This window comes from Curtobacterium sp. L1-20 (assembly GCF_048755855.1).
Classification (GTDB): Bacteria; Actinomycetota; Actinomycetes; order Actinomycetales; family Microbacteriaceae; genus Curtobacterium.
Genome location: NZ_CP151473.1, coordinates 2,604,101 through 2,627,815, shown reverse-complemented (window position 1 = coordinate 2,627,815; position 23,715 = coordinate 2,604,101). Strand labels below are relative to the sequence as shown.

The window sequence follows — 23,715 nt, the reverse complement described above, 5'->3', positions numbered from 1 at the left end:
ATGTCGGTCACCCGCGGTTCGTACAATGGCATGGCCGTGACGAGAGAGCTGGCCGCTCGGCCGGGGAGGAGGGCACGATGGCGCGACGCCTGCCGTCGAGCCCGCCCGTGATCGGCGGTTTCAGCCCCGTGCACGTCCTCGGTTCCGGCGGCTTCGCCGACGTCTTCCTCTACGAGCAGGACATGCCGCGCCGGCAGGTCGCCGTGAAGGTCCTGCTCGACGAGGTCGTCGACGACCGCGTCCGGCAGATGTTCCAGGCGGAGGCGAACCTCATGGCGCGCCTCAGCACGCACCCCTCGATCCTCACGGTCTTCCAGGCGAGCGTCGCGTCGGACGGTCGGCCCTACCTCGTCATGGAGCTCTGCTCGTCCTCGCTGAGCGAGCGGTACCGCCGCGAACCCGTGCCGGTCTCCGAGGTCCTGTCGATCGGGATCAAGATCGGGTCCGCCCTCGAGACGGCGCACCGCGAAGGGGTGCTGCACCGGGACATCAAGCCGTCGAACATCCTCCTCACCGCCTACGGCAACCCGGTGCTGTCGGACTTCGGCATCGCCGCGACGATCGGCGAGGCCGACCCGGACGAGCCCGTCGGCATGTCCATCCCGTGGTCCGCGCCCGAGGTCCTCATCGACGAGTCCCACGGGACCATCCAGTCCGAGGTGTACTCGCTCGCGGCCACCGTGTACTCCCTGCTCGCCGGCCGCAGTCCGTTCGAGGTCCGCGGCGGCAAGAACGGCGCGTCCGACCTGATGGGCCGCATCGACAAGGGTGGCGTGAAGCCGACCGGCCGGACCGACGTCCCTCCGTCGCTCGAGCGCCTGCTGGCCGCCGCGATGTCGCGGAAGGTCGCCGGCCGCCCCTCGACGGTGATGGAACTCGTCCGCGGCTTCCAGCAGGTCGAGGCCGAGCTCGGCATCCCGCAGACCGCGGCCGACGTCGCGGTCGAGGCGTGGGCGGTCTCGACCCCCACGCCCGACGGCGACCGCACCATGATCCGTGAACTGCAGCCGCCGTCCCGCGTCGGCGCGCGCCGGCGGACGCGGAAGGCCCTGCAGGGCGGCTCGTCCGCGGCAGCGGCGCAGAGCGTCGGGACGGTCCACCGCACGGGCTCGGTCACGCGCGCGCGGCGCAGGTCCCGCTCCACGCTCGTGTGGGCGACGTCGTTGACGGTCGTCGTGGTGGCAGCCCTCGCCGTCGCGACGGTGATCGTGCTCGGGCGGGTCGGTGCCGGCGCCATCCCCGTCGTGTCCGACGTCCGGGCCGAGACCACCGCGGCGTCCGTGACCTTCACCTGGGCGGACCCGGGTCTCCGGAACGGCGACACCTACGTCATCTCGTCGAACGGCGCAGCGAGCCAGCAGACGGGCACGAGCTTCGTCGTCTCCGGGAAGAAGGGCGAAGAGGAGTGCATCGCCGTCGCCGTGAACCGCGACGGCAAGACCGGGGTCGCCAGCGCCCAGAAGTGCGCGACGATCGGGAGCGCCGGGTGATCCGGGCGTTCCTCGCGAAGCACCGGTCTGCAGCGTTCACCGTCGGTGCGTCCGTGGTCGTGGGCGCCGTCGTCGCGACCGCCGCCGTCGCCTCGACCGGCTACCACACCCAGCGCGTGGACCTCGGCGACGGCACGGTCTGGGTGCCGTCGGCCGAGTACGGCGCCGTCGGACGGGCCAACACCGGCGTCCTCCAGCTCAACACCGCCGTCGAGACCGCCAGCGACAGCCTGTCGGTGCTGCAGCGTGGGTCGATGGTCTACAGCGTCGACCAGACCAAGGGGACCGTCGCGAAGGTCGACGTCGCCGACGCCACCGTCGCGGACCCGGTGACGCTGCCGGCCGGGTCTCCACAGGTCTTCTTCGCCGGGTCGACCGCCGTCATCGGCAACGCCGACACGGGTGAGCTGTGGGCGACGCCCGCGAAGGACCTCGGTGAGTTCGACGCCTCGACGAAGGCCGACCTGACGCTCGGGGCGGACGCCGTGTTCGACGCCTCCGACGACCACGTCGCCGTGTACTCGCCCCGCACCGGGACGGCGTCGCTCGTCGACGTCGGCACGACGCTGACGGTCGACCGCCGCTGGACCGTGAAGATGGACCGAGCCGACGACTTCCAGGTCGCATCGTTCGGCGACCACGTGGCCGTGCTCGACCGGACCACCGGGGAGATCTCGGTGGACGGCGACACCGTCGACCTCGGCGACCGCGTCGGCGCGTCGCCCTCGCTCCAGCGATCCGCCGACGAGGCGGGGCAGGTCACCGTCGCCGGCACGGCGGGTCTCGCGCGCGTCTCGGCCTCCGGCACGGTCGACACGACCGCACTGCAGGTGTCCGGACGGGCTGCCCGGCCGACGGTCGTCGGCTCCTGCACCTACGCGGCGTGGGCCGGCGGCCAGGCGATGGACTCGTGCCAGGGCTCGGGGCTGCAGCGTCTCGCCGACACGGCGGGGACCGGTGGCCTGCAGATCCTGCACAACGGCCGGACGGTCGTCGCGAACGACCCGCAGAGCGGCCGCTCCTGGGCGATCGACCGCAGCGGGCAGGTGATCGACAACTGGGCCGACCTCATCAAGAAGGACGACGACCAGCAGCAGGAACAGGTTTCCGACGACGACCCCGAGGTCGACAAGGACCAGAAGCCGCCGGTGGCGGTCGACGACGACCTGGGCGCGCGTCCCGGGCGCACCACGAGCCTCCCGGTCCTGCTCAACGACTACGACCCCAACGGCGACCCGATCGTCATCAGCGAGGTCGGGCAGGTCGACGACGCCGTCGGCGACGTCGCGATCGTCGGTGACGGGCAACGCCTGCAGATCACCCTGTCCGGACGGGCCAGCGGGACGGTCTCCTTCCCGTACACGATCACCGACGGCAACGGCGGGTCCGACACCGCGACGGTCCGGGTGAGCGTCCGTCCCGAGTCGTCGAACGACCCACCGCGGCAGGTGCGCGACACCTCGGCGGACGTCGTGCAGAACGGCCACGTCGTCACCGACGTGCTGGCGGACTGGGTCGACCCCGACGGCGACCCGTTCTACCTCAAGTCCGCGAGCGCCGCCGACGGCGACCGTGTCTCGACGACCCCGGACGGGCTGCTCGACTTCCGTGACGCGAGCGGGAAGACCGGCGACCGCGCCGTGCAGCTGGTCGTCAGCGACGGCCGCGCGGACGGACGCGGATCGGTGACGGCCCACGTCGCCAAGCAGGGCAGCGTCCCCCTCCACGCCGACCCGTTCCCCGTGCAGGGCTACGCGGGCAAGGCGTTCACCGTCGAGCCGCTCGACCACGTCCGCGGCGGGAACGGCACCGTGACCCTGACGAGCGTCTCCTCGTCGGCCGGGCTGACGGTCACCCCGAGCTACGACGCCGGGACCTTCCGCGTGCAGGGCGCAGCGGCGGGCGACCACCAGCTCGAGTACACCGTCACCGACGGCACGAAGACCACGAGCGGGATCGTCCGCATCACCGTGCTCGCGCCCCCGGACGCGTCGAGCGCACCCATCACGACGCCGAAGACCGTCTTCGTCACCACCCTGTCGACGAAGGACACCGACGTCACCGCGACCGACATCGACCCGGCCGGAGGTGTCCTGCTGGTCACGGCCCTCGACGGTCCCGACCGCGGCACCGGTGTGCAGGCGAGCATCCTCGACCAGCACACCGTCCGGGTCACCCTGACCGCTCCGCTCGACGGCCCGGTCTCGTTCGGCTACACGGTGACCAACGGGCTCGCGTCCGCCACCGGCACGGTGACGGTCGTCGAGATCCCGAAGCCTGACCGGATCCAGCCGCCCGTCGCCCAGCCGGACACCGCGACCGTCCGGGTCGGCGACGTCGCGAACATCGACGTGCTCGACAACGACACGCAGCCCGAGGGTGAACCCCTCACGCTGCTGCCGGACCTGGTGCAGAACGTCCCCGGTGACGGCGGCCTCCTGTTCGTCTCCGGCGACCACCTGCGGTACCTCGCGCCGACCACCCCGGGCAACTACACGGCCGTGTACCGCGTCGCCGGTCCGGACGGGCAGTACGCCGACGCGGCGGTGTCGATCTCGGTCCGCGAGCAGGACGCCGCGACGAACAACCCGCCGGTGCCGCAGACCGTCACCGCACGCGTCGTCGCGGGGCAGTCCGTGCGTGTCTCGATCCCGTTGAACGGCATCGACCCCGACGGCGACTCGGTCCAGCTCGTCGGCGTCGCATCCAACCCCGACAAGGGTTCCGTCAGCGACGTCGGCACGGACTCGCTGACCTACGACGCCGGCGACTACTCGGCCGGTACCGACGAGTTCACCTACACGGTCGTCGACGCGCTCGGCGCCCGGGCGACCGGCACCGTCCGCGTCGGCATCGCACCGCGCGCGGAGCAGGCGGCGAACCCCGTGGCCGAGGCGGACCACGTCACCATCCGGCCGGGCGGGTCCGTCACCGTCCGGGTGCTGCAGAACGACTCCGACCCCGAGGGCGGCCAGCTCACCGTCACGAAGGCGGAGCCCACCGCGGACGGCGTGGTCGCGAAGGTCCTGCACCGGCAGCAGATCCGGGTCACCCCGCCGAGGTCGGCGAAGAACGGCGACTACGCCGTGCTGTACACGGTGGGCAACGAGAACGGCGGCTCGAGCACGGCGTTCCTCACGGTGACGGTCGATCCGGACGCGCAGCCCCTGCGTCCCGAGGTCGACGACACCACACTCGACCTGCAGGACATCATGCACCGGCAGAGCGTCACGGTGGACGTGCTCGACAACGTCTTCTTCGCCGAGGGCACGGCGGCCGACCTGCGCGTCGGCGTCGTGGACGGCTACGGCGACACCGCCCGCACCACCGACGACCAGCGCATCTCCGTCCGGCTCACCGACGAGTCGCAGGTGATCCCGTTCTCGGTCGCCCGCATCGATCACCCGGACGTCGTCTCCTACGGGTTCATCCACGTCCCCGGGTTCGACGACGCCCTGCCGCAGGTGAACCGGACGGCCGGCGCGATCAGCGTGAAGAGCGAGGCGACCGTCCGCATCCCGCTGTCGAAGTACGTCGTGACGGCGAACGGTGAGACCGCGAAGATCACCGACGACGGCACCGTGAAGGCGACGCACGCGAGCGGGCAGGACCTCGTCGTCGACTCGTCGACGCTGCAGTTCACCTCGTCGAAGCTCTACTACGGCAACGCGTCGATCTCGTTCGAGGTCACCGACGGCTCGCGGGCGAACGGCGGGAAGGGTCGCGTCGCGACGCTCGTCCTGCCGATCAAGGTCACACCGCGCTCGAACCAGCCCCCGGCGTTCACCGGGTCCGCGGTCGACGTGCAGCCGGGTGACTCGCGCACGATCGACCTCACCAAGCTCACCGACTACCCCTACCCGAAGGACCTGCCCGAGCTCCGGTACTCCGTCGTCGGCAAGCCGGGCGCCGGCACGACGGCCACCATCTCCGGGCAGCGGCTGACGATCGCCGTCTCGGACACGGCGAAGAAGGACACCACCGCGACGGTCGGCGTCGGTGTCGCCGACGACGCGAACGCGGGGCGGTCGGGATCGATCACCGTGAACGTCGTCGGGTCGACGCGTCCGCTCGTGCAGCCGGGAGCGGACCGGTCGGTCACGAAGCGTGGTGCCACCACCACCATCGACGTCCTGCAGAACGACCAGCCGACGAACCCGTTCCCCGAGCAGCGACTCCGTGTCGTCAACATCCGCGGGCTCTCCGGCGGCCTGCCCGGTGGCGTCACCGTCACGCCGAGCGCCGATCGGTCCCGTCTGCAGGTCAGCGTCTCGGAGGACGCCAAGCCGACGGAGACGCACCTGCAGTACCAGGTCGCCGACGCGACCAACGACCCAGCCCGGTACGTGTGGGGCGACGTCACGATCTCGGTGCAGGACGTCCCCGACGCACCGGGAGCGCCGAGCCGCACCGGTGCCTACGAGGGCGGACGGGCCACCCTGACGTGGGCGACCCCGCAGGCCAACAACTCGCCCATCACGGGCTACCGGCTGCAGGGCACGAACGGCGTCTCCAAGGACTGCGGCACGGCGACCGTCTGCACCATCACCGGCCTCGACCCCACGTCGTCGTACCGCTTCAGCGTCGTCGCGACCAACGCCGTCGGTGACTCGAAGGCGTCGGGGGAGTCCGCACCGATCAGCGCCGACTTCGTGCCGGCGGCGCCCAAGGGCATCGCGGTGGTCCCGAGCAAGAGCACGCCGAACCAGCTCGACGTCTCGTGGAACCCGGTCGGGACCCCCAACAACGGCACCGCCGTGAGCAACTACGTCGTGACCATCGAGGGTCCCGGTCTGTCGTCGACGCGGAGCACCGGGACGGCGACGAGCACGTCGTTCACCGGGGCGCAGAGCGCGGCGCAGTACACGGTCACCGTGTCGCCGCGCAACAGCGCCGACCGGAACGGCACCGTCGTGCAGTGGAACTCGGCGTCCGCCACCGGGTCCGCCGTCGGCGTGCCGACCAAACCGTCGAACGTTTCCGCGAACGTCGCGAACACCGCCGACGGTTCGGGCCGGTCCGTCGTGACGGTCACCTGGGGGGCCGCTGACCTCGCGGGCGGACCGTCCGCGAGCTACGCCGTCTTCCAGTCCGGCAACGTGGACTGCAACAACCTGCCGTCCGGTTCGCTCGGTTCGTCGAGTCCGACGACCGTCGACGGCGTCGAGGGTGGCAAGAGGACGTTCGCCGTGACGGTGTCCAACGGCTACTTCTGCAACGTGCAGTACACCGACACGACCGCCTACGAGCGTCCCGACGGCACGGACGATCCCACGGTCTCGCTGACGTCGAACAGCACGAGCCGGCCGAACGCCGTGGTCACCGCGCCCCGGACACAGGTCGACCACTACCTGCTCGAGACCGGCGGCGGAACGGTGAGCCTGGCCCCTGGTCAGTCGTGGACCGGTGTCCCTGGGGACGGCTCGCGGAACGTCGCGGTGACCGTGACGCTCCGAGCCTGCGGCGGACCCGGTACGTCGTTCTGCACCGCGGACGCGCAGTCGAAGCGCGTGCAGGCGGTAGCGCTCGACGCGACGGCCTCAGTCGTCGCAGCGCAGCAGGGCAACCCGGTCGCGGTCAACGGACCGTCGGCGCAGGGCTTCAGCGTCCGGTACACCGCCTACTGGTACGCGGACGACAACGGGTCGGTCCCGATCGACGTCCCGCGGAGTTGGAACGACGGCGAGACCGCTCCGAGCCCGTCCCTGTTGGTGCGGTCGATGCGCGTGCAGGCGACCATCACGTACGACGCCAACCCGCGGCTGGCCACGCAAGGAGACCGGTCGGAACCGTTCGCGGTCGCGCCGGCACCGCAACCTGACCCGGAGCCGTCCCAGCCGTCGGACCCCCAGCCCTCCGACCCCGCCGCGTCCGAGTAGCACCCCGCCGTCGCCCGCTGACCGTACGCTGCCCCTACTGCCATCTGCCATCCCCGAGAACGAGGAACGACACCGCATGAGCATGACCCCGGAGCAGGCCACCTGGTTCGCCGACGTCGCAGGCCGCATCGTGACCAACGTCGAGCAGGTGCTCCTCGGGAAGACGTTCGTGATCCGCCTCGCGGTCACGGCGATGCTCAGCGAGGGCCACCTCCTCCTCGAGGACGTCCCCGGCACCGGCAAGACCAGCCTCGCGCGGGCGTTGGCGCAGAGCGTCCAGGGCTCGACCAACCGCATCCAGTTCACGCCGGACCTGCTGCCGGGCGACATCACCGGCATCAGCGTCTACGACCAGAAGACGCAGGAGTTCGACTTCCACCGCGGACCGGTCTTCTCGAACATCGTCCTCGCCGACGAGATCAACCGCGCGAGCCCGAAGACCCAGTCGGCGCTCCTCGAGGCCATGGAGGAGTCCGCGGTCACGGTCGACGGCGTGAACCACAAGCTGGCCGCGCCGTTCATGGTGATCGCGACGCAGAACCCGGTGGAGCAGGCGGGCACGTACCGGCTGCCCGAGGCCCAGCTGGACCGGTTCCTCATGAAGGCCTCGATCGGTTACCCCGACCACGCCGCGACGGTGAAGATCCTCGAGACCGCCTCGGCGCCGTCGAGTTCGGTCCCGCTGGCGAGCGTCGTCCCCGCCGCCACGATCACCGAGATGGCTGCCGTCGCCCGTACCGTGCACGTCGACCCGGTCATCGCCGACTACGTCGCCCGCCTGGTGGACGGGACGCGCTCCGCGAGCGAGGTCCGACTCGGCGTCAGCGTGCGCGGCGCCATGGGCCTGATGCGAGCGTCCCGCGTCTTCGCAGCGCTGAACAACCGTCACTACGTCACGCCGGACGACGTGAAGGCCCTCGCCGTGCCGATCCTCGCGCACCGCCTGGTCCTCGACGCCGAGGCCGAGTTCGACGGAGTCAGCGCTCCGAGCGTCATCGCCCAGCTCCTGGTCGAGACCCCGCCGCCGGCGGACCGGGCCGCGTCGTGACCGACCGCCGGCCCGTCTCCACGCGGTCGCGCCGCCCGTCCTCGACGCGGTCGCGTCGCGGGACGACGGCGTACGAGCGCACGGGGACGGTCGCCGGCCTGACCAACGTCCGCACCCGTCTGGTGGGGGACCGGGACGGCGTCGCGGCGGACGCCGTCGTCGGCCTCGCGCGGGCATGGGCGACAGCCTGGAGGCTCGTCAAGCGCGGGTGGGCAGAGGTCTCGTCCGTGGTCACCGGCCTGGGATGGACGGTCGCCGCGCTCACGCTCGTCGCCTTCGTGCTCGGCTACCGCTTCGGGTTGCGCGAGGTCGTCGTGGTCGGCTTCGCGGGGACGGTCCTCGTCGTCGTCGCGGGGATCGCGCTGATCGGGCGGTCCCGTCTGCTCATCCGGATGCGGCTGCCGCAGCACCGGGTGGCCGTCGGCGACGCCGCAGGCGTCGTGGTGACGGCGGAGAACCCCGCGCGGCTGCCGTCGGTCCCGACGACCGTCGAGGTCCCGGTCGGTGCCGGACTGGTCGACGTCGCGATCCCGTCGATCGGACCGCGCGGCACGTTCGAGCGAGCGGTCCCGGTGCCCACCGTCCGGCGCGGCGTGCTCGACGTGGGGCCGGTCACCGGCGTCCGAGCCGACCCGGTCGGCCTGGTCCGGCGCGAGGTGGTGTGGACGGCCCGCGAGCAGGTCATCGTCCACCCCCGGACCATCGCGATCCCGTCGACCAGCACCGGTCTCGTGCGCGACCTCGAGGGGCAGGCCACGACCGACCTGTCGCCGTCGGACATCGCGTTCCACGCCATCCGGGAGTACATGCCCGGAGACGACCCCCGCACGATCCACTGGAAGTCCACGGCGAAGTCCGGCGCGCTCATGGTCCGGCAGTTCGAGGACACGCGCCGGTCGCACCTGGTCATCGCGCTGGGCACCTCGCGCGCCGAGTTCGCCGACGACGAGGAGTTCGAGCTCGCGGTCAGCGCGGCGGCCTCGCTCGGTTCCCGGGCAATCCGGGACGGTCGCGAGGTGACCGTCGTGGTCTCCGAACGCACCCCGGAGTTCGCGAAGCGTGCCGTCTACGCCGTGCACCCGCTCCCGACGATCACCCCGACGCGCCTGCTCGACGAGTTCGCGTCGGTCGGGCTGGCGGACGCCTGCCTGCCGGTCGCCGAGGTGTCCCGCATCGTCGGCAACGACACCGCCGGCATCTCGGTCGCGTTCCTGGTCGTCGGCTCCACCGTCGAGCTGCCGGCGCTCCGCCTCGCGGCCACCCGCTTCCCGGTGGGGGTCGAGGTCGTCGCCGTGATCTGCGAGCCCGAGGCGCAGCCGCGCTTCCTCCGCGTCGCCGGGCTCACCGTGATGACCATCGGCTACCTGGACGACCTGCGCCACGCCCTGCACCGATCGGCGTCGGCCGCGTGAGCGCCGCAGCGGAACCGGCGACGCGGGCGCGCAAGACGGTGCGGAAGGACGCGCGCCGCGAAGCACGGCGCCTGACGCCGACGCGGCTCGTCGGCGGGACCCTCGCCGTGTGGCTGTTGCTGGCGGTCGCGAGCACGGCGTGGTGGCCGGTGTACCGCGACGACGCCATGGTCGTCGCCGCGGTGACCGCGGTGCTCGCGGGGACCGTCGTCGCCCTCCTCGGCACGGTCTTCCGGCTCCCGACCGCGGTCGTCGCCGTCGCGACGGTCGCGGCGTTCACGCTGTCCGGCGTGCCCGCCGCCGTCCCCGGCCAGGCGAACGGGCTCCTGCCGACGGGGTCGGGCCTCGTCGACCTCTTCGCGGGCGTCGCCCTCGGCTGGAAGCGGCTGGTGACCATCAGCCTGCCGGTCGGGTCCTACGAGTCGTTGCTCGTGCCGTACTTCGTGACGCTCCTCGTCGCGACGGTGACGGCCGTGAGCGTGGCGACCCGCGCCTCCCGGCAGGAGATGGCCAGCATCCCGGCGCTCGTGCTCTTCGCGGCGGGTGTCGTCGTCGGGCCGAGCCGGCTGGACACGTCGATCCTGACCGCGGTCGCGCTGACCGGCATCGCGCTCGTCTGGGCACTCACCGTGCGGCATGCGCGACGCGCCGTCGCGGTGGCGACCACCATCGGGTCCCGCGTGCCGGTGGCGCGGTCGGTGCTCCGGCCGGCGCTCGTCGGGACCGGCACCATCGTGGCCGCCGCGGTGGTCGCGACCGGCCTCGGCCTGGTCGCGCCACCCTCGGTCGGCCGGACGGTCGCGCGCACCGACGTCGTGAAGCCCTTCGACCCACGGGACCACGTCAGCCCGCTCAGCGGGTTCCGTGCCTACGAGGAGCAGACCGAGGCGGACCGGGCCCAGCTGCGCGTGACCGGACTCCCCGAGGGCGGGTTCGTCCGCATCGCGACGCTCGACACGTACGACGGCGTCGTCTTCCGCGTCGGCGGCTCGGACGGCTCGACGGCCTCCGGCACGTTCGAACGCGTGCCCACGTCGGTGGACGTGCGCGGCGTGCGCGGCGAGACGGTGCGCGTCGGCGTCACCGTCGAGGGCTACCGCGGGGTCTGGCTGCCCACCGTGGGGGACCTGGAACGGGTGACGTTCTCCGGATCCGAGGGCGAGCAGCAGCGGGGGGCGTTCTTCTACAACGGGTCGACCGGCACCGGAGCGGTGGTCGGCGGCGTCGGCGACGGCACCCGGTACGAGCTGACGGCCGTCCTGCCGGACCAGCCGACCGACGACCAGCTGGCGTCCGCTCGACCCGGGGACGCCTCGGTCCCGACGCCCCGGTCCGTACCCGACGCCGTGCGGGACACCGTCGACTCCTCCACCGCGAACGCCGAGACGGACGGCGCGAAGCTCGTCGCGATGGTGCAGGAGCTCAAGCGCAACGGCTACGTGAGCCACGGGGTCGGCGACGACCGCGCCAGCCGGTCCGGGCACGGCGCCGACCGCATCCAGGAACTCCTGACGTCGCCGATCATGATCGGCGACCAGGAGCAGTACGCCGCCGCCGCGGCGCTGATGGCCGACCAGCTCGGCTTCCCGGCGCGGGTGGTCCTGGGCTTCACCGCCGGTGGCGACGCCGGGAGAGACGCCGCGACCGGGTCCACCACGGGTCGGACCACCACGTTCCGGGGGTCCGACGTCACGGCCCGGGTCGAGGTGGACACCGCGCAGTGGGGGTGGGTCATGATCGACCCGAACCCGACGGTGCGGGACATCCCGGACGAGCAGCAGCAGACCCCGCAGCCGGTCACCCGCCCGGAGACCGTCGTCCCGCCGCCCCCTGCCGAGCAGCAGGACCAGTCGCAGCAGGCTCCGCCGCAGAGCGACCGCAACACGCCGCCGGTGCAGCCGCTCTGGCTGCAGATCCTCCTCGCGGCGCTGCCGTGGGTGCTCGCGACTCTCGGGTTCGTCGCCCTCGTGCTGCTCCCGTTCGGGGTGGTCGTGCTGCTGAAGCGGATCCGGAGGCGCCGTCGACGTCGGGCTGCGACGCCACGCGCACGGGTCGTCGGAGCGTGGGACGAGTACCGCGACGCACTCGTCGACCGCGGTCACGACGTCGATCGCTCGGCGACGCGCCGCGAGGCGGTGGTCGGCGCGCCGGGTGAGGGCGGCATCGGGCTGGCTGCCCTCGCGGACCGGTCGGTGTTCGGTCCGAACGACGTCGACGTCACGACCGCCGACCGAATGTGGTCCGCCGCCGACGATGCGATCGCGAGCCTGGGTGCCGGTCGGACCCGGAAGGAACGCATCCGGGCCGCCGTCTCGCTCCGCTCGCTCCGCACCGCCGTCGCACCGCGACCGGTCCGCGACGGGATCGCCGCAGCGGTCGGCAGTCGGCGGCGGCCGACCGGCGGCCAGGGAGCGGCCGGAGCGCGTGACTACGATGGCCTGCAGGCCGGCGAGCGTCGTGGACGGCCGAGTGAGGACAGAGGACACCCGTGATCAGATGCGAACACTGCGGATCGATGCTGCCGGACGGGGCGATCTTCTGCGGTGAGTGCGGGCGAGCGGTGACCGCTGCGGCGAACCGACGACCCGTCGCGCCGACGCCCGTCGAGCAGGCTCCGCCGCCACCCCTGCAGCAGCCCGACGTCCACGGTCGTCGGCTCGATCCGGCCGACGACGCCTGGTTGCCCGAGGCGACCCTCGACCCAGCCACCCGCGCGTGGCTGACCGGAGCCGACCGGCGCGACGCGCAGCCGCCGGCGCCGGTCCCCGTGCAACGTCCGGACGACCACGCGCCGCGCTCGGCACCCACCCACGTGCACGGAGCCGGATCCGGCCTGGGCGACTGGACCGGGCAGTCGGCTGCGTCGGACGGCGTCCCCGCGGAGCAGCAGTGGGACACGCACACCACGTCCCCCGCCGAAGCGCCCGCAGAACCTCCGCTCGACCCGAACGCCTACCCGTCCGAGGCCGAGGACCCCGAGGTCACCCGGATCGCCGACCGCGCGGCGGGTCCGGCCGACCCGGCACCTGGCGCCGGTGCGCCGACAGGAACCGTCGTCCCACAGGACGCACGTCCCGAGTCGGCTGCGCCCGTGTGGTCGCCGCCGCGGGAGCAGGCGCCCGCTGCCGCTCCCGCCGGGCCGTCCTGGTGGGTCGGACGTTCGAACGCCGCTGCCGCGTCGGACGCCACGTCCACCTCGCCCGAGGACGACGCGTCCTCGGGCGCAACGGGCGCGCCCGACGGCTCGGAGACGGTGGCACCGACGCCGCAGCCGGGTGACACGGCCGTCGTCGAGCCGCTCGTCGATCGTCGCCCGGTGCGCCCTGCGCCGCTCGTGACCCCGGGCTCGCAGGCGACGACCTGCCACGTGTGCGGACACGTGCTCGAGCCCGACGACATCTTCTGCGGTGAGTGCGGGGCGGTCCGGCCCGCCGTGACGGCTGCCTTCACGGGGCAGATCGTGCCGCTGCCGATGGACCGGCCCGACTGGGCGGCGGACGACTCGGTGCAGGCCGTCGCCGACGAGGTGGTCGTCCCGGACGGCGGCACCGCGCAGGCCGACGACACCGCCCGCACCGACGCCGACACCGACAACGAGTCCGGCGCGGCCGGTGGCGGTGCCGACTCCGACGCGGGCGACGGCGGTGCCGAGAACGGCGCAGCCGACGGCGGAGCCGAGACCGGCAGCGCCGACGTCGCGGAGACCGGCCACACCGACGGGACCGACGCGCGCGTCGAGACCGACGGTGCCGACGAGTCCCGACGTGACGACGCACCCGACGACGCTGCCGGCTACACCGCTGCGCCCGCAGCTCCGGAGGTCGAGGACGACACCCCGCGTCTGCCCGTGCGACCACGGGGCGTCCACGCCGCGTGGTCGTCGTCGGAGGACACCGACACCGCGACGCCCGCACCGCCTGCCACCCCGGTCGCCGACGACACGGCTGCGCTCCGGGTGCCCACCGCGGCTCCGCTCCCACCGCTGCCCGGCGTCACCGGACCGGTGCTGCCGCTCCCGACGACGGACGACGCGCCGACCAGTGCCGACGGCGACCTCGAGGACGACGTCGAGGAGACCCGGATCGTCACGAAGACCCCGACCCACGCGCCGTTCGTGCTGCACTTCAGCACCGGCGAACGGTTCGGCGTCCAGGGCACCGGGCTCGTCGGGCGGCTCCCGCGCCCCCAGCCCGGAGAGCGGTTCGACGACCTGCTGACGGTCCACGATCCGGGCAAGTCGGTGTCGAAGACGCACCTCGAGCTCGGCCGCGACGGCGACGACCTCTGGGTCTCGGACCGGTTCTCCGGCAACGGCACGGTCGTCCGGCACATCGACGGGTCCATCCGCCGCTGCGAGCCGGGCCGTCGCTACCGGGTCGAGCGCGGAGCCCGGGTGGACATCGGGGAGCAGTTCTTCCTGGTGCAGTGACCGCCCGACCGCGGGTCGAGCCCGGGGCGGGTCCCGAGGTCGTGGCCGCCGCCGCTGCGGCGGTGGCTGCCGTCCTCGTGCCGGGTCCGCCGTCCTCGGAGCGGTCCGACCCGACCTGACGCCGCGCCGACCGCGGACACCGAGTCCTCCACACGGGCGACCTGTGATCCGCCGATCCACAGGGCGCCGACAGGATCGACGCTGGTCGGTCGCAGCGTGCTGTGCTGACGCCCGTGAACCCGCTCGTGGCGCGATGTCTGCTCGTCGGGGCGTCGGTGGCCCTCGCCGCTGCCGGCGTCCTGGCACGGTTGCCCGGTCCGTCCCGCGCGGTCCTCCTGGTCGCGGCTGCGTGCTGTGCGGGGCTCGACCTCGTCCTCGTCCGGACCTGGCCCACCGGCCGGTCGCTCGAGACCGTGGTCGTCGTCGGGCCACCCGTGCGCGACGAGTGCGAGGCAGCAGCGGCGGACGGGACCCGCTCCGTCAGCCGGCCGCGCGACCCGGGCAGGATCACCCTCGGGACGGAACCGGACGGACACGCGGTCACGGTGGACGTCGTGGGCACCCGGACGCACGTCGTGGTCGTCGGCCGCGGTGCCGTCGCGCACGCGGTGTTCCGTGCCCTCGCGGTCCAGGTTCTGGCAGTCGCCGGCGCGCAGGGCTTCGCGGTCCGTTCGGCAGCACCCCGCGACCTCGCCGCGCTCGTCGGGCCGAGCGGGACGAGCTCGGCGAACGGCACGACGCACGCCGCTGCCGGCAGTGTCCGGGTGCTGCGACCCGACCTGCCCGAGGGCACCGCCGTGGTCGCTGCAGACCCGTGCGGACCGGCCCCGCTGACGGTCGTGCTCGTCCCCGGTCACGGGCAGGTGCCGAGGCGGTGGGACGTGGCGATCGAGGTCACCCGGTACGGCGTCACCGTCCGGCGCCGCGACGAGGCCCGGGGACGTGCCGTCGCGCCGGCGCTCCCGTGCCTCGACGCGACGCATCTCGCAGTGACGACCTGCGGCCAGCCGCGGTGACGACCCGCGCTCAGCCACGCTGACGGCCTGCGGTCAGCGGCGACCCGGCACCGTCGGCCGCGGTCAGCGGCGACCCCGCACCGTCGGCCGCGGTCAGCGGCGATCCTGCACCGTCGGCCTCCGGTCAGCGGAGCCCGTCGCCGACCCGGATCGTCCCGACCGGAACCCCGCCGCCGAGGACCTGCTCGCCCGTCGCCGCCATCACGTCGGCGACCCCGGCCGCGTCGACCAGGCCGTTCCGCTCGAGCAGGGTCAGCGCGGCGAGGGTCCCCGCCCGCTGCGAGCCGTCGAGGGTCTTCACCGCCACGGCTGCTCCGCCGGGCAGACCCATCACCATGACGCCCTCGGCTCCGAGCTTCGCCAGCACACGGAGCCGTTCGATCGTGACGGTGTTCGCCCGGCCGATGCCGTCGAGTGCCCAGGGGTGGTCGAGCACCGCGTCGGTCAGCGCCGCGGTGTCCGCCTCGGCGCGGGCGACGACCCCGGCGAACCCCCGGGCGAGACCGGTGAGCGTGAGCGGGAACACGGGAGCGCCGCACCCGTCCGTCCCGACGACGTCGACGGTCTCGGTGGTGAACTCCTCGACGGTGTCGCGCACCCGCTGCTGCAGGGGGTGCGTCACGTCGAGGTAGGTGGCCTCGTCCCACCCGTTGACGCGACAGGCGGCGAGCATGCCGGCGTGCTTGCCGGAGCAGTTCATGGCCAGGCGGCGGGGACCGTCCATCGTCCGCGCGGTGGCTCGGTCGAACGGCAGGTCCGGCGGGCAGCCGAGGTCCTCCTCGACGTGGTCGAACGACTCGAGCATGTGCCGAGCGATCGCCTGGTGCGCCGCGGTGCCCGCGTGGCTGGCCGTGGTGAGCACGAGCTCCTCGTCCGAGAACACCGCGCCTGCGCGACGGATCGCCAGCGCCTGGAAGGGCTTCATCGTGGAGCGGGGGTAGACACTCGCACCGACGTCACCCACGGCGTCGAGGACGGTGCCGTCGGGGGCGACGACCACGCCGGCGCCGACGTGCCGGCTCTCGTCGAAGCCGTTGCGGTCGAGGACCGCCAGCTCGACCGAACCGGCGGCGGTGAGAGGATGGCGATCAGTGCGGACTTCGGAGCTCACCGTCATGCCGCCACCCTACCGACGCCACCCACCCCGTTCCGGCCGCCACCCGCCCCCGACCGAAGGACCCACCGTGACCGACCACTCCTACGAGGTCTCCGTCCGCTGGACCGGCGACCGCGGCACCGGCACGAGCGGCTACCGCGACTACGGCCGTGACCACGTCCTCTCCGCCGTCGGCAAGCACGACATCGCCGGCTCGGCCGACCCGACGTTCCGCGGCGACCGTGACCGGTGGAACCCGGAGGAGATGGTCGTCGCCGCCCTCGCCCAGTGCCACATGATGAGCTACCTCTACGTCGCGGTCACGCAGGGGTTCACCGTCGTGGACTACGAGGACCGCGCCGTCGCGACCCTCGTCTCGTACCCTGACGGCACCGGCGAGCTCACCGGGACGACCCTGCACCCCGTGGTCACGATCCTCGAGGCCGACCGCGTCGCCGACGCCGAGGCCGCCCACGCGAAGGCCAACGAGCTGTGCTTCATCGCCCGTTCGGTGGCGTTCCCCGTGCACCATGCCCCGCACACCAAGGTGCGTGCGGCAGACTAGGGCCTCGTGAAGCGTCTGCGTCTCCTCCCGATCGCCCTCGTCCCCGCCGTCGTGCTGGGACTCGCCGCGTGCTCCGGTTCCGGGTCAGGCGGGTCGTCGGCCAGCCCGACCCCGTCCGCCAGCGCTTCCGCCTCGGCGATCACCTCCTGCCCGAAGCCGGGTTCGTCCTCGAAGGCGATCACCGCGACCGGTGCCTTCGGCGGCACGACCGCGCCCACGGTGACGTTCAAGGACGGGTTGTCGGTCGCGAAGCCCCAGGCGTCGACGGTCGTGCAGGGCAAGGGTGCCGCCCTGAAGGACGGCCAGTACGCCCAGGTCTCGTACAGCGTCTACCAGGCGTCGGACGCCAAGAAGCTCGGCACGGTCGGCTTCGACCAGGGCAACCCGCAGGTCCTGTCGGTCGGCGGGTCGGGCTTCGGCGCGCTCCTCGCGTGCACGAACGTGGGCGACCGCGTCGCCGTCGTCGGGCAGTCCTCGGCGCTCGGCTTCAACACCGGTGGCGAGATCGTCGTGGTCGCGGACGTGGTGGCGCAGACCCCGACGAAGGCGACCGGCACGGCGAAGACGCAGGACCCCAAGCTCCCGACCGTGAAGGACGCCGCCGACGGCGAGCCCACGATCACGATCCCGAAGGGCGTGGCCGCGCCGACGAAGACCACCCCCGAGGTCATCAAGCAGGGCTCCGGCGCGACCATCGCCGACGGCGACACCGCGCTCGTGCAGTACAAGGGCGTCGTCTACGACACCGGCAAGGAGTTCGACTCGTCCTGGTCGAAGGGCGCCCCGACGACCTTCACCATCTCCGAGGGCTCGCTGATCAAGGGCTTCGTGACCGGACTCGTCGGGCAGAAGGTCGGCTCGCAGGTGCTCATCGTCGTCACCCCCGAGGACGGCTACGGTGCGAACCCGCAGGAGGGCTCGGGCATCCCCAAGAACGCCACCCTCGTGTTCGTCGTCGACATCCTCGCCAAGGGCTGACCGTGACGGGGGCGGCGGGAGCCGGGGCCCGGCGTCGGGTCGTCGTGCTCGGCAGCACCGGGTCGATCGGCACCCAGGCGCTGGACGTGGTCGCCCGCAACCCGGACCGGTTCGAGGTCGTCGGCCTGACCGCCGGCAGCAAGCGCGGACTCGTCGCCGAGCAGGCGGCACGCTTCGGCGTCCGCGACACCGCGTTCGGCGCCGAGGACTCCGAACGCCTCGTGCGCAGCGTCGAGGCCGACGTGGTCCTCAACGGCATCACCGGCTCCGTGGGGCTCGGTCCGACGCTCGCCGCGCTCGCGTCGGGCGCGACGCTCGCGCTCGCCAACAAGGAGAGCCTGATCGTCGGCGGGCCGCTGGTGCAGGCAGCGGCGGCCCCCGGCCAGATCGTCCCCGTCGACAGCGAGCACTCCGCGATCGCACAGGCGCTCCGCTCGGGGACCGCCGACGAGGTCCGCCGCCTCGTCCTCACCGCAAGCGGTGGGCCGTTCCGCGGCCGGTCCCGCGACGAGCTCCGCGACGTGACGCCGGCGCAGGCGCTCGCCCACCCGACGTGGGACATGGGTCTGGTCGTGACGACGAACTCCGCGACCCTCGTCAACAAGGGCCTCGAGGTCATCGAGGCGCACCTGCTCTTCGACGTCCCCTACGACCGCATCGACGTCACCGTGCACGCGCAGTCCGTCGTGCACTCGATGGTGGAGTTCACCGACGGGTCGACGATCGCGCAGGCCTCGCCGCCCGACATGCGGCTGCCGATCGCGCTCGGGCTCGCCTGGCCGGACCGGGTGCCGCACGTCGGCGTGCCGCTCGACTGGGCGACGGCGAGCACCTGGACCTTCGAACCGCTCGACGGCGACGCCTTCGGGGCGGTCGCCCTCGCGAAGCGCGTCGGTGAGGCCGGCGCGACCTTCCCGGCCGTCTTCAACGCGGCGAACGAGCAGGCGGTCGCCGCGTTCCACGCGGGCGCGATCGGGTTCCTCGACATCGTCGAGACGGTGGAGCGCGTGGTCGACGACCACACGCCGGGGGAGCCCTCCCTCGAGGGCGTCCTCGCGGCGGAGCGCTGGGCGCGCACCGCGGCGAACCGCGCGCTGTCCCGCTGACGCCGGTCGCGCCTCCTGACCGGAACCGGTGACCACGAGACGGTCTGGAGGCGCGGCGCACCTCCCAGGGTGTGCTCGGCTCCGTCATGGCGAGCGTCCCGTACGCTTTCCCGGTGACCGTCGAATCCGTCCTGCTCTTCGTCCTCGGCGTGGTCGTCTTCATCGTCGGCCTGCTGGTCTCGATCGGACTCCACGAGCTCGGGCACCTGTCCTTCGCGAAGCTGTTCGGCGTCAAGGTCACGCAGTACTCGCTGGGGTTCGGCAAGGCGATCTGGTCCTTCCGCCGGGGCGAGACCGAGTACGGCATCCGGCCGATCCTGCTCGGCGGGTACATCTCGATGGTCGGCATGCTGAAGCCGCGGGCGTCGGGCGGGCCGAGCGCGATCACGAACACCGGGATGTACGGCGCGTTCGTCCAGGACGCCCGGCAGGCGAGCGCCGAGCAGATCGCCGACTCCGGCGGAGACGACGCGCGGGCGTTCTACCGCCTGACGCCCTGGAAGCGGATCATCGTCATGGTCGCCGGCCCCGCCATGAACCTCGTGATCGGGATCTTCCTGTTCGGCGTGCTGCTCGTCGGGTTCGGCGCACCGACGACGACCTTCACGTCCAGCGTCGACTGCGTCCTGCCGACCAGCCAGGCGACGACGTGCACCGCGGGCGACGCGGTCTCGCCGGCGAAGCAGGCCGGCATCCGCTCGGGCGACGTCGTGCTGTCGGTCGACGGGGAGCAGGACCCCACCATCAGCCGGGTGTCCGAGGTGTTCCAGCGCTCCGCGGGCGAGGACGTCACCGTCGTCGTCGACCGCGACGGCAGCGAGAAGACGCTCCACATCACGCCCACGACCGCCACGCGCGACGTGTACACGGCCGACGGCACGGTCGCGAAGAACGACGACGGCTCGGCGAAGACGCAGCAGGTCGGTGTCGTCGGTGTCAGCATCGGGCAGTCCCTGGTCCGGCAGTCGCCGGCCGCGGTGCTGCCGGCGACGGGTGCGCAGATCTCGGCCTCGGCGCACCTCATCATCGACCTGCCGCAGCGCCTCGTCGCGGTGTGGAACGCGGCCTTCGGTGCGCAGGAGCGGTCGCAGGACAGCCCCGTCTCCGTGGTCGGCGTCGGCCGCGCGATCGGCGAGGTGTCGTCGATGAGCGGCGTTCCGGTGGTCGACAAGGCGTACACGATCCTCGGGCTGCTCGCATCGCTCAACATCGGCCTGTTCGTCCTCAACATGGTGCCGCTGCTGCCGCTGGACGGCGGGCACATCGCCGGGGCGCTGTGGGAGGCCGTGAAGCGCCGCTCGTTCCGGCTCGTCGGCAAGGCCGACCCCGGACCCATCGACCTCGCCAAGACGATGCCGCTGACGATGGTCGTGGTGGTCCTGCTCGGCGGGATGAGCGCGCTCCTCATCTACGCCGACATCGTGCGGCCGGTGAACCTGTTCGGGTAGCCGCCGCGCCCGGACGGGCCACTACGATCTGTCCATGAGCACAGCTCCCGAAGTCCGCACGGTCGAGCGGCAGGGCACCGACGTCATCGCCGAGTCCGACCGGAAGGGGCGCCCGCGCGGTCTCTTCTGGCCCTGGTTCGCCGCGAACATCTCGGTCCTCGGGCTCAGCTACGGGTCCTTCGTGCTCGGTTTCGGCATCTCGTTCTGGCAGGCGTCGATCGTCGCCGTCGTCGGGGTCGTGTTCTCGTTCCTGCTGTGCGGCATCGTCGCGATCGCGGGCAAGCGGGGTTCGGCGCCGACGATGGTGCTCGGACGCGCCGCCTTCGGGGTCCGGGGGAACCGGCTGCCGGCGTTCCTCAGCTGGGTCCTCACCGTCGGGTGGGAGACCGCGCTCGCGTCGCTGGCGGTCCTCGCGACCTCGACCGTGTTCCGCGAGCTCGGCTGGGACGACGGCGTCCTCACGAAGCTCGTCGCGCTCGTCGTGGTCGCGGCGCTCGTGGTCGGGGCCGGCATCGCCGGGTTCGACGTGATCATGCGCCTGCAGACGTGGATCACGGTCGTCACGGGCGTCCTGACGGTCGTCTACGTCGTCCTCGCCGCGCCGTCGATCGACCTCGGGGCGATCACCGCACTGCCGGCGGGGAGCGCGCAGAACGTCATCGGTGCGCTCGTGCTCGTCATGACGGGCTTCGGCCTCGGCTGGGTGAACGCCGCCGCCGACTACTCCCGGTACCTGCCCCGCTCGGCGTCGACCGGCGGCGTGGTCGGCTGGACCACGTTCGGCGGTGCGCTCGCCCCGGCGATCCTGGTCGTCGTTGGCATCCTGCTCGCCGGCTCCTCGAAGGACCTCAGCGCGGCGATCGGGTCGGACCCGGTCGGGGCGCTGACGACGGTGCTCCCGGTGTGGTTCCTCATCCCGTTCGCCCTCGTCGCGGTGCTCGGCCTCGTCGGTGGGGCCGTGCTCGACATCTACTCGTCCGGTCTCGCGCTGCTCAGCGCCGGCATCCGCATCCCGCGGCCCGTCGCCGCCGGGGTCGACGGCGTCGTCATGGTCGCCGGCGCGGTCTACGTGGTGTTCTTCGCCCGCTCGTTCATCCAGCCCTTCCAGGCGTTCCTCGTCACGCTCGGCGTCCCGATCGCCGCCTGGTGCGGGGTGTTCGTCGCGGACGTGCTCCTCCGCCGTGGCCCGTACGCCGAACGTGAGCTCGAGGACCGCCGCGGCCGCTACGGCGACGTCCGGTGGGGGGCCGTCGCGCTGGTCGTCGTCGGGACCGCGCTCGGGTGGGGCCTCGTGACGAACACCTACGGCGTGCCGTCGTGGCTGAACTGGCAGGGCTACCTGCTCGGGCCGCTGGGGCTCGGCGGTCGTGACGGCGCGTGGGCGTACGCGAACCTCGGGGTGCTCGTGGCCCTCGTCGTCGGCTTCGTCGGCACCGTCCTGAGCGCACGCGGGGCGGTCCGCCGGCAGGAGGCCGCCCGGTGAGCACGCCGGTCGACGACCCGGCGGACAACGCCTGGCTGGTCGTGGTCGACATGCAGCAGGTGTTCACGGGGGACAGCCCCTGGGCGACGCCCCGCTACGACCACGCGACCGCCGGGGTCGAACGGCTGCTGCCGCGGTTCACCGGCCGCACCGTCTTCACCCGGTTCGTCGCGCCGGAGCGCCCGCAGGGTGCGTGGGTGCCCTACTACCGCGACTGGCCCTTCGCCCTCCGCCCCGACGACGACCCGCTCTGGGACCTCACCGAACCGTTCGCGGCGGCCGCGGCGGACCGACGCGACCCCGTCGTCACCGAGCCGACCTTCGGCAAGTGGGGGACGCGCCTCCAGGCCGTCACCGGCGACCACCCGCACCTCGTCCTGGCCGGTGTCTCGACGGACTGCTGCGTGCTCTCCACCGCGCTGGCGGCCGCGGACGCGGGTGCCACGGTCACGGTCGTCGCCGACGCGTGCGCCGGGGCGAGCGACGAGGACCACGAGCGGGCCCTCGCCACGATGCGCCTCTACGCACCGCTCATCAGCGTGGTCTGAGCATCCCGCGCGCACGCGGCTGCCCGTCACCGGGAGCGCGTAGAGTGCACCACGTGCCAGCAGTGAACCTCGGTCTGCCGAAAGTCCCCGAAACCCTCGCCCCCCGCCGCAAGTCCCGGCAGATCCGGGTCGGCAAGGTGCTCGTGGGCGGCGACGCGCCGGTCTCCGTGCAGTCGATGACCACGACGCCGACGACCAACATCAACGCGACGCTGCAGCAGATCGCCGAGCTGACGGCCTCGGGGTGTGACATCGTGCGCGTCGCGGTCCCCAGCCAGGACGACGCCGACGCACTGCCCATCATCGCGAAGAAGTCGCAGATCCCGGTGATCGCCGACATCCACTTCCAGCCGAAGTACGTCTTCCAGGCCATCGACGCCGGATGCGCCGCGGTGCGCGTGAACCCGGGCAACATCCGCAAGTTCGACGACCAGGTCGGCGCGATCGCCCGTGCCGCGAAGGACGCCGGCGTCTCGCTGCGCATCGGTGTCAACGCCGGCTCGCTCGAGCCGAGCCTGCTGCAGAAGTACGGCAAGGCAACCCCCGAGGCCCTCGTCGAGTCGGCCGTCTGGGAAGCCTCCCTGTTCGAGGAGCACGACTTCCACGACTTCAAGATCTCGGTCAAGCACAACGACCCGATCGTCATGGTGAAGGCCTACCGCCAGCTCGCCGCGGCGGGGGACTGGCCGCTGCACCTCGGCGTGACCGAGGCCGGCCCGGAGTTCCAGGGCACGATCAAGAGCGCCACGGCGTTCGGCATCCTGCTCGCCGAGGGCATCGGCGACACCATCCGCGTGTCCCTCTCGGCCCCGCCCGCTCAAGAGGTGAAGGTCGGACTGCAGATCCTGCAGTCCCTGAACCTGCGCGAGCGCAAGCTCGAGATCGTCTCCTGCCCGAGCTGCGGCCGCGCCCAGGTCGACGTGTACCAGCTCGCCAACGACGTCACGAAGGGGCTCGAGGGCATGACCGTGCCGCTCCGCGTCGCCGTCATGGGCTGCGTCGTGAACGGTCCGGGTGAGGCACGTGAGGCCGACCTCGGCGTCGCGTCCGGCAACGGCAAGGGGCAGATCTTCGTCAAGGGCACCGTCGTGAAGACCGTGCCCGAAGCCGAGATCGTCCAGACGCTCATCGCCGAGGCGAACCGCATCGCCGACGAGATGGGGCCGGCCGCCGCGACCGGTTCCCCCGAGGTCGTCACCACGGTCTAGCCGTCACCG

At 72.7% G+C, this 23,715-nt stretch carries 15 protein-coding genes; 14 read left to right on the top strand and 1 reads right to left on the bottom strand.

Annotated features, from left to right (window positions below):
• Window positions 1-77: 77 nt before the first annotated feature.
• The 7 genes from AAEP86_RS13845 (at window position 78) to AAEP86_RS13815 (ending at window position 15,274) form a co-directional block, all read left to right on the top strand.
• Entirely contained in the window at window positions 78-1,490 is a 1,413-nt protein-coding gene (locus AAEP86_RS13845) for a serine/threonine-protein kinase (RefSeq protein ID WP_420367895.1), read from the top strand.
• Window positions 1,463-7,369, top strand: a complete 5,907-nt coding sequence (locus tag AAEP86_RS13840) for an Ig-like domain-containing protein (protein ID WP_420367894.1) — start codon at window positions 1,463-1,465, stop codon at window positions 7,367-7,369. The genes AAEP86_RS13845 and AAEP86_RS13840 overlap by 28 nt, the downstream gene beginning before the upstream one ends.
• Before the next feature lie 76 nt (window positions 7,370-7,445).
• Window positions 7,446-8,417 carry an AAA family ATPase gene (locus AAEP86_RS13835; protein ID WP_420367893.1) on the top strand — a complete coding sequence of 324 codons (972 nt, stop codon included), beginning with the start codon at window positions 7,446-7,448 and terminating at the stop codon, window positions 8,415-8,417.
• Window positions 8,414-9,829 carry a DUF58 domain-containing protein gene (locus tag AAEP86_RS13830; protein ID WP_420367892.1) on the top strand — a complete coding sequence of 472 codons (1,416 nt, stop codon included), beginning with the start codon at window positions 8,414-8,416 and terminating at the stop codon, window positions 9,827-9,829. Before AAEP86_RS13835 ends, AAEP86_RS13830 begins: the two co-directional genes overlap by 4 nt.
• Window positions 9,826-12,321, top strand: a complete 2,496-nt coding sequence (locus AAEP86_RS13825) for a transglutaminaseTgpA domain-containing protein (RefSeq protein ID WP_420367891.1) — start codon at window positions 9,826-9,828, stop codon at window positions 12,319-12,321. Before AAEP86_RS13830 ends, AAEP86_RS13825 begins: the two co-directional genes overlap by 4 nt.
• The gene (locus AAEP86_RS13820; protein WP_420367890.1) at window positions 12,318-14,258 is read left to right on the top strand and encodes a zinc-ribbon domain-containing protein; all 1,941 of its coding nucleotides are present in this window, start codon (window positions 12,318-12,320) and stop codon (window positions 14,256-14,258) included. Before AAEP86_RS13825 ends, AAEP86_RS13820 begins: the two co-directional genes overlap by 4 nt.
• A gap of 233 nt (window positions 14,259-14,491) precedes the next feature.
• Complete coding sequence (locus tag AAEP86_RS13815; RefSeq protein ID WP_420367889.1) at window positions 14,492-15,274, top strand: hypothetical protein; 783 nt, start codon at window positions 14,492-14,494, stop codon at window positions 15,272-15,274.
• Window positions 15,275-15,398: 124 nt separating this feature from the next.
• Here AAEP86_RS13815 and AAEP86_RS13810 read toward each other — a convergent pair whose 3' ends face one another.
• On the bottom strand, window positions 15,399-16,391 hold the full coding sequence (locus AAEP86_RS13810) for an asparaginase (RefSeq protein ID WP_420367888.1): 993 nt from the start codon (window positions 16,389-16,391) through the stop codon (window positions 15,399-15,401).
• 67 nt (window positions 16,392-16,458) lie between these two features.
• Here AAEP86_RS13810 and AAEP86_RS13805 point away from each other — a divergent pair, with 67 nt between their 5' ends.
• The 7 genes from AAEP86_RS13805 (at window position 16,459) to ispG (ending at window position 23,706) form a co-directional block, all read left to right on the top strand.
• Window positions 16,459-16,935, top strand: coding sequence for an OsmC family protein (locus AAEP86_RS13805; RefSeq protein ID WP_420367887.1), 477 nt, complete (start codon window positions 16,459-16,461; stop codon window positions 16,933-16,935).
• 6 nt (window positions 16,936-16,941) lie between these two features.
• The gene (locus AAEP86_RS13800) at window positions 16,942-17,913 is read left to right on the top strand and encodes an FKBP-type peptidyl-prolyl cis-trans isomerase (RefSeq protein ID WP_420367886.1); all 972 of its coding nucleotides are present in this window, start codon (window positions 16,942-16,944) and stop codon (window positions 17,911-17,913) included.
• Between the two features lie 2 nt (window positions 17,914-17,915).
• Window positions 17,916-19,019 carry a 1-deoxy-D-xylulose-5-phosphate reductoisomerase gene (gene dxr / locus AAEP86_RS13795; RefSeq protein ID WP_420367885.1) on the top strand — a complete coding sequence of 368 codons (1,104 nt, stop codon included), beginning with the start codon at window positions 17,916-17,918 and terminating at the stop codon, window positions 19,017-19,019.
• 113 nt (window positions 19,020-19,132) lie between these two features.
• Window positions 19,133-20,467, top strand: a complete 1,335-nt coding sequence (locus AAEP86_RS13790; RefSeq protein ID WP_420367884.1) for a M50 family metallopeptidase — start codon at window positions 19,133-19,135, stop codon at window positions 20,465-20,467.
• A 34-nt stretch (window positions 20,468-20,501) separates the two neighbouring features.
• On the top strand, window positions 20,502-21,950 hold the full coding sequence (locus AAEP86_RS13785; RefSeq protein ID WP_420367883.1) for a purine-cytosine permease family protein: 1,449 nt from the start codon (window positions 20,502-20,504) through the stop codon (window positions 21,948-21,950).
• Window positions 21,947-22,498, top strand: coding sequence for a cysteine hydrolase family protein (locus tag AAEP86_RS13780; protein ID WP_420367882.1), 552 nt, complete (start codon window positions 21,947-21,949; stop codon window positions 22,496-22,498). The genes AAEP86_RS13785 and AAEP86_RS13780 overlap by 4 nt, the downstream gene beginning before the upstream one ends.
• Window positions 22,499-22,572: 74 nt before the next feature.
• Window positions 22,573-23,706 carry a flavodoxin-dependent (E)-4-hydroxy-3-methylbut-2-enyl-diphosphate synthase gene (gene ispG, locus AAEP86_RS13775; RefSeq protein ID WP_420370496.1) on the top strand — a complete coding sequence of 378 codons (1,134 nt, stop codon included), beginning with the start codon at window positions 22,573-22,575 and terminating at the stop codon, window positions 23,704-23,706.
• The last annotated feature ends 9 nt before the right edge of the window (window positions 23,707-23,715 follow it).

Excerpts from the sequence above, each read along its gene's own strand:
- AAEP86_RS13835 (WP_420367893.1), top strand. The coding sequence starts at position 7,446 with ATGAGCATGACCCCGGAGCAGGCCACCTGGTTCGCCGACGTCGCAGGC.
- AAEP86_RS13845 (WP_420367895.1), top strand. The coding sequence starts at position 78 with ATGGCGCGACGCCTGCCGTCGAGCCCGCCCGTGATCGGCGGTTTCAGC.
- AAEP86_RS13810 (WP_420367888.1), bottom strand. The coding sequence starts at position 16,391 with ATGACGGTGAGCTCCGAAGTCCGCACTGATCGCCATCCTCTCACCGCC.
- AAEP86_RS13785 (WP_420367883.1), top strand. The coding sequence starts at position 20,502 with ATGAGCACAGCTCCCGAAGTCCGCACGGTCGAGCGGCAGGGCACCGAC.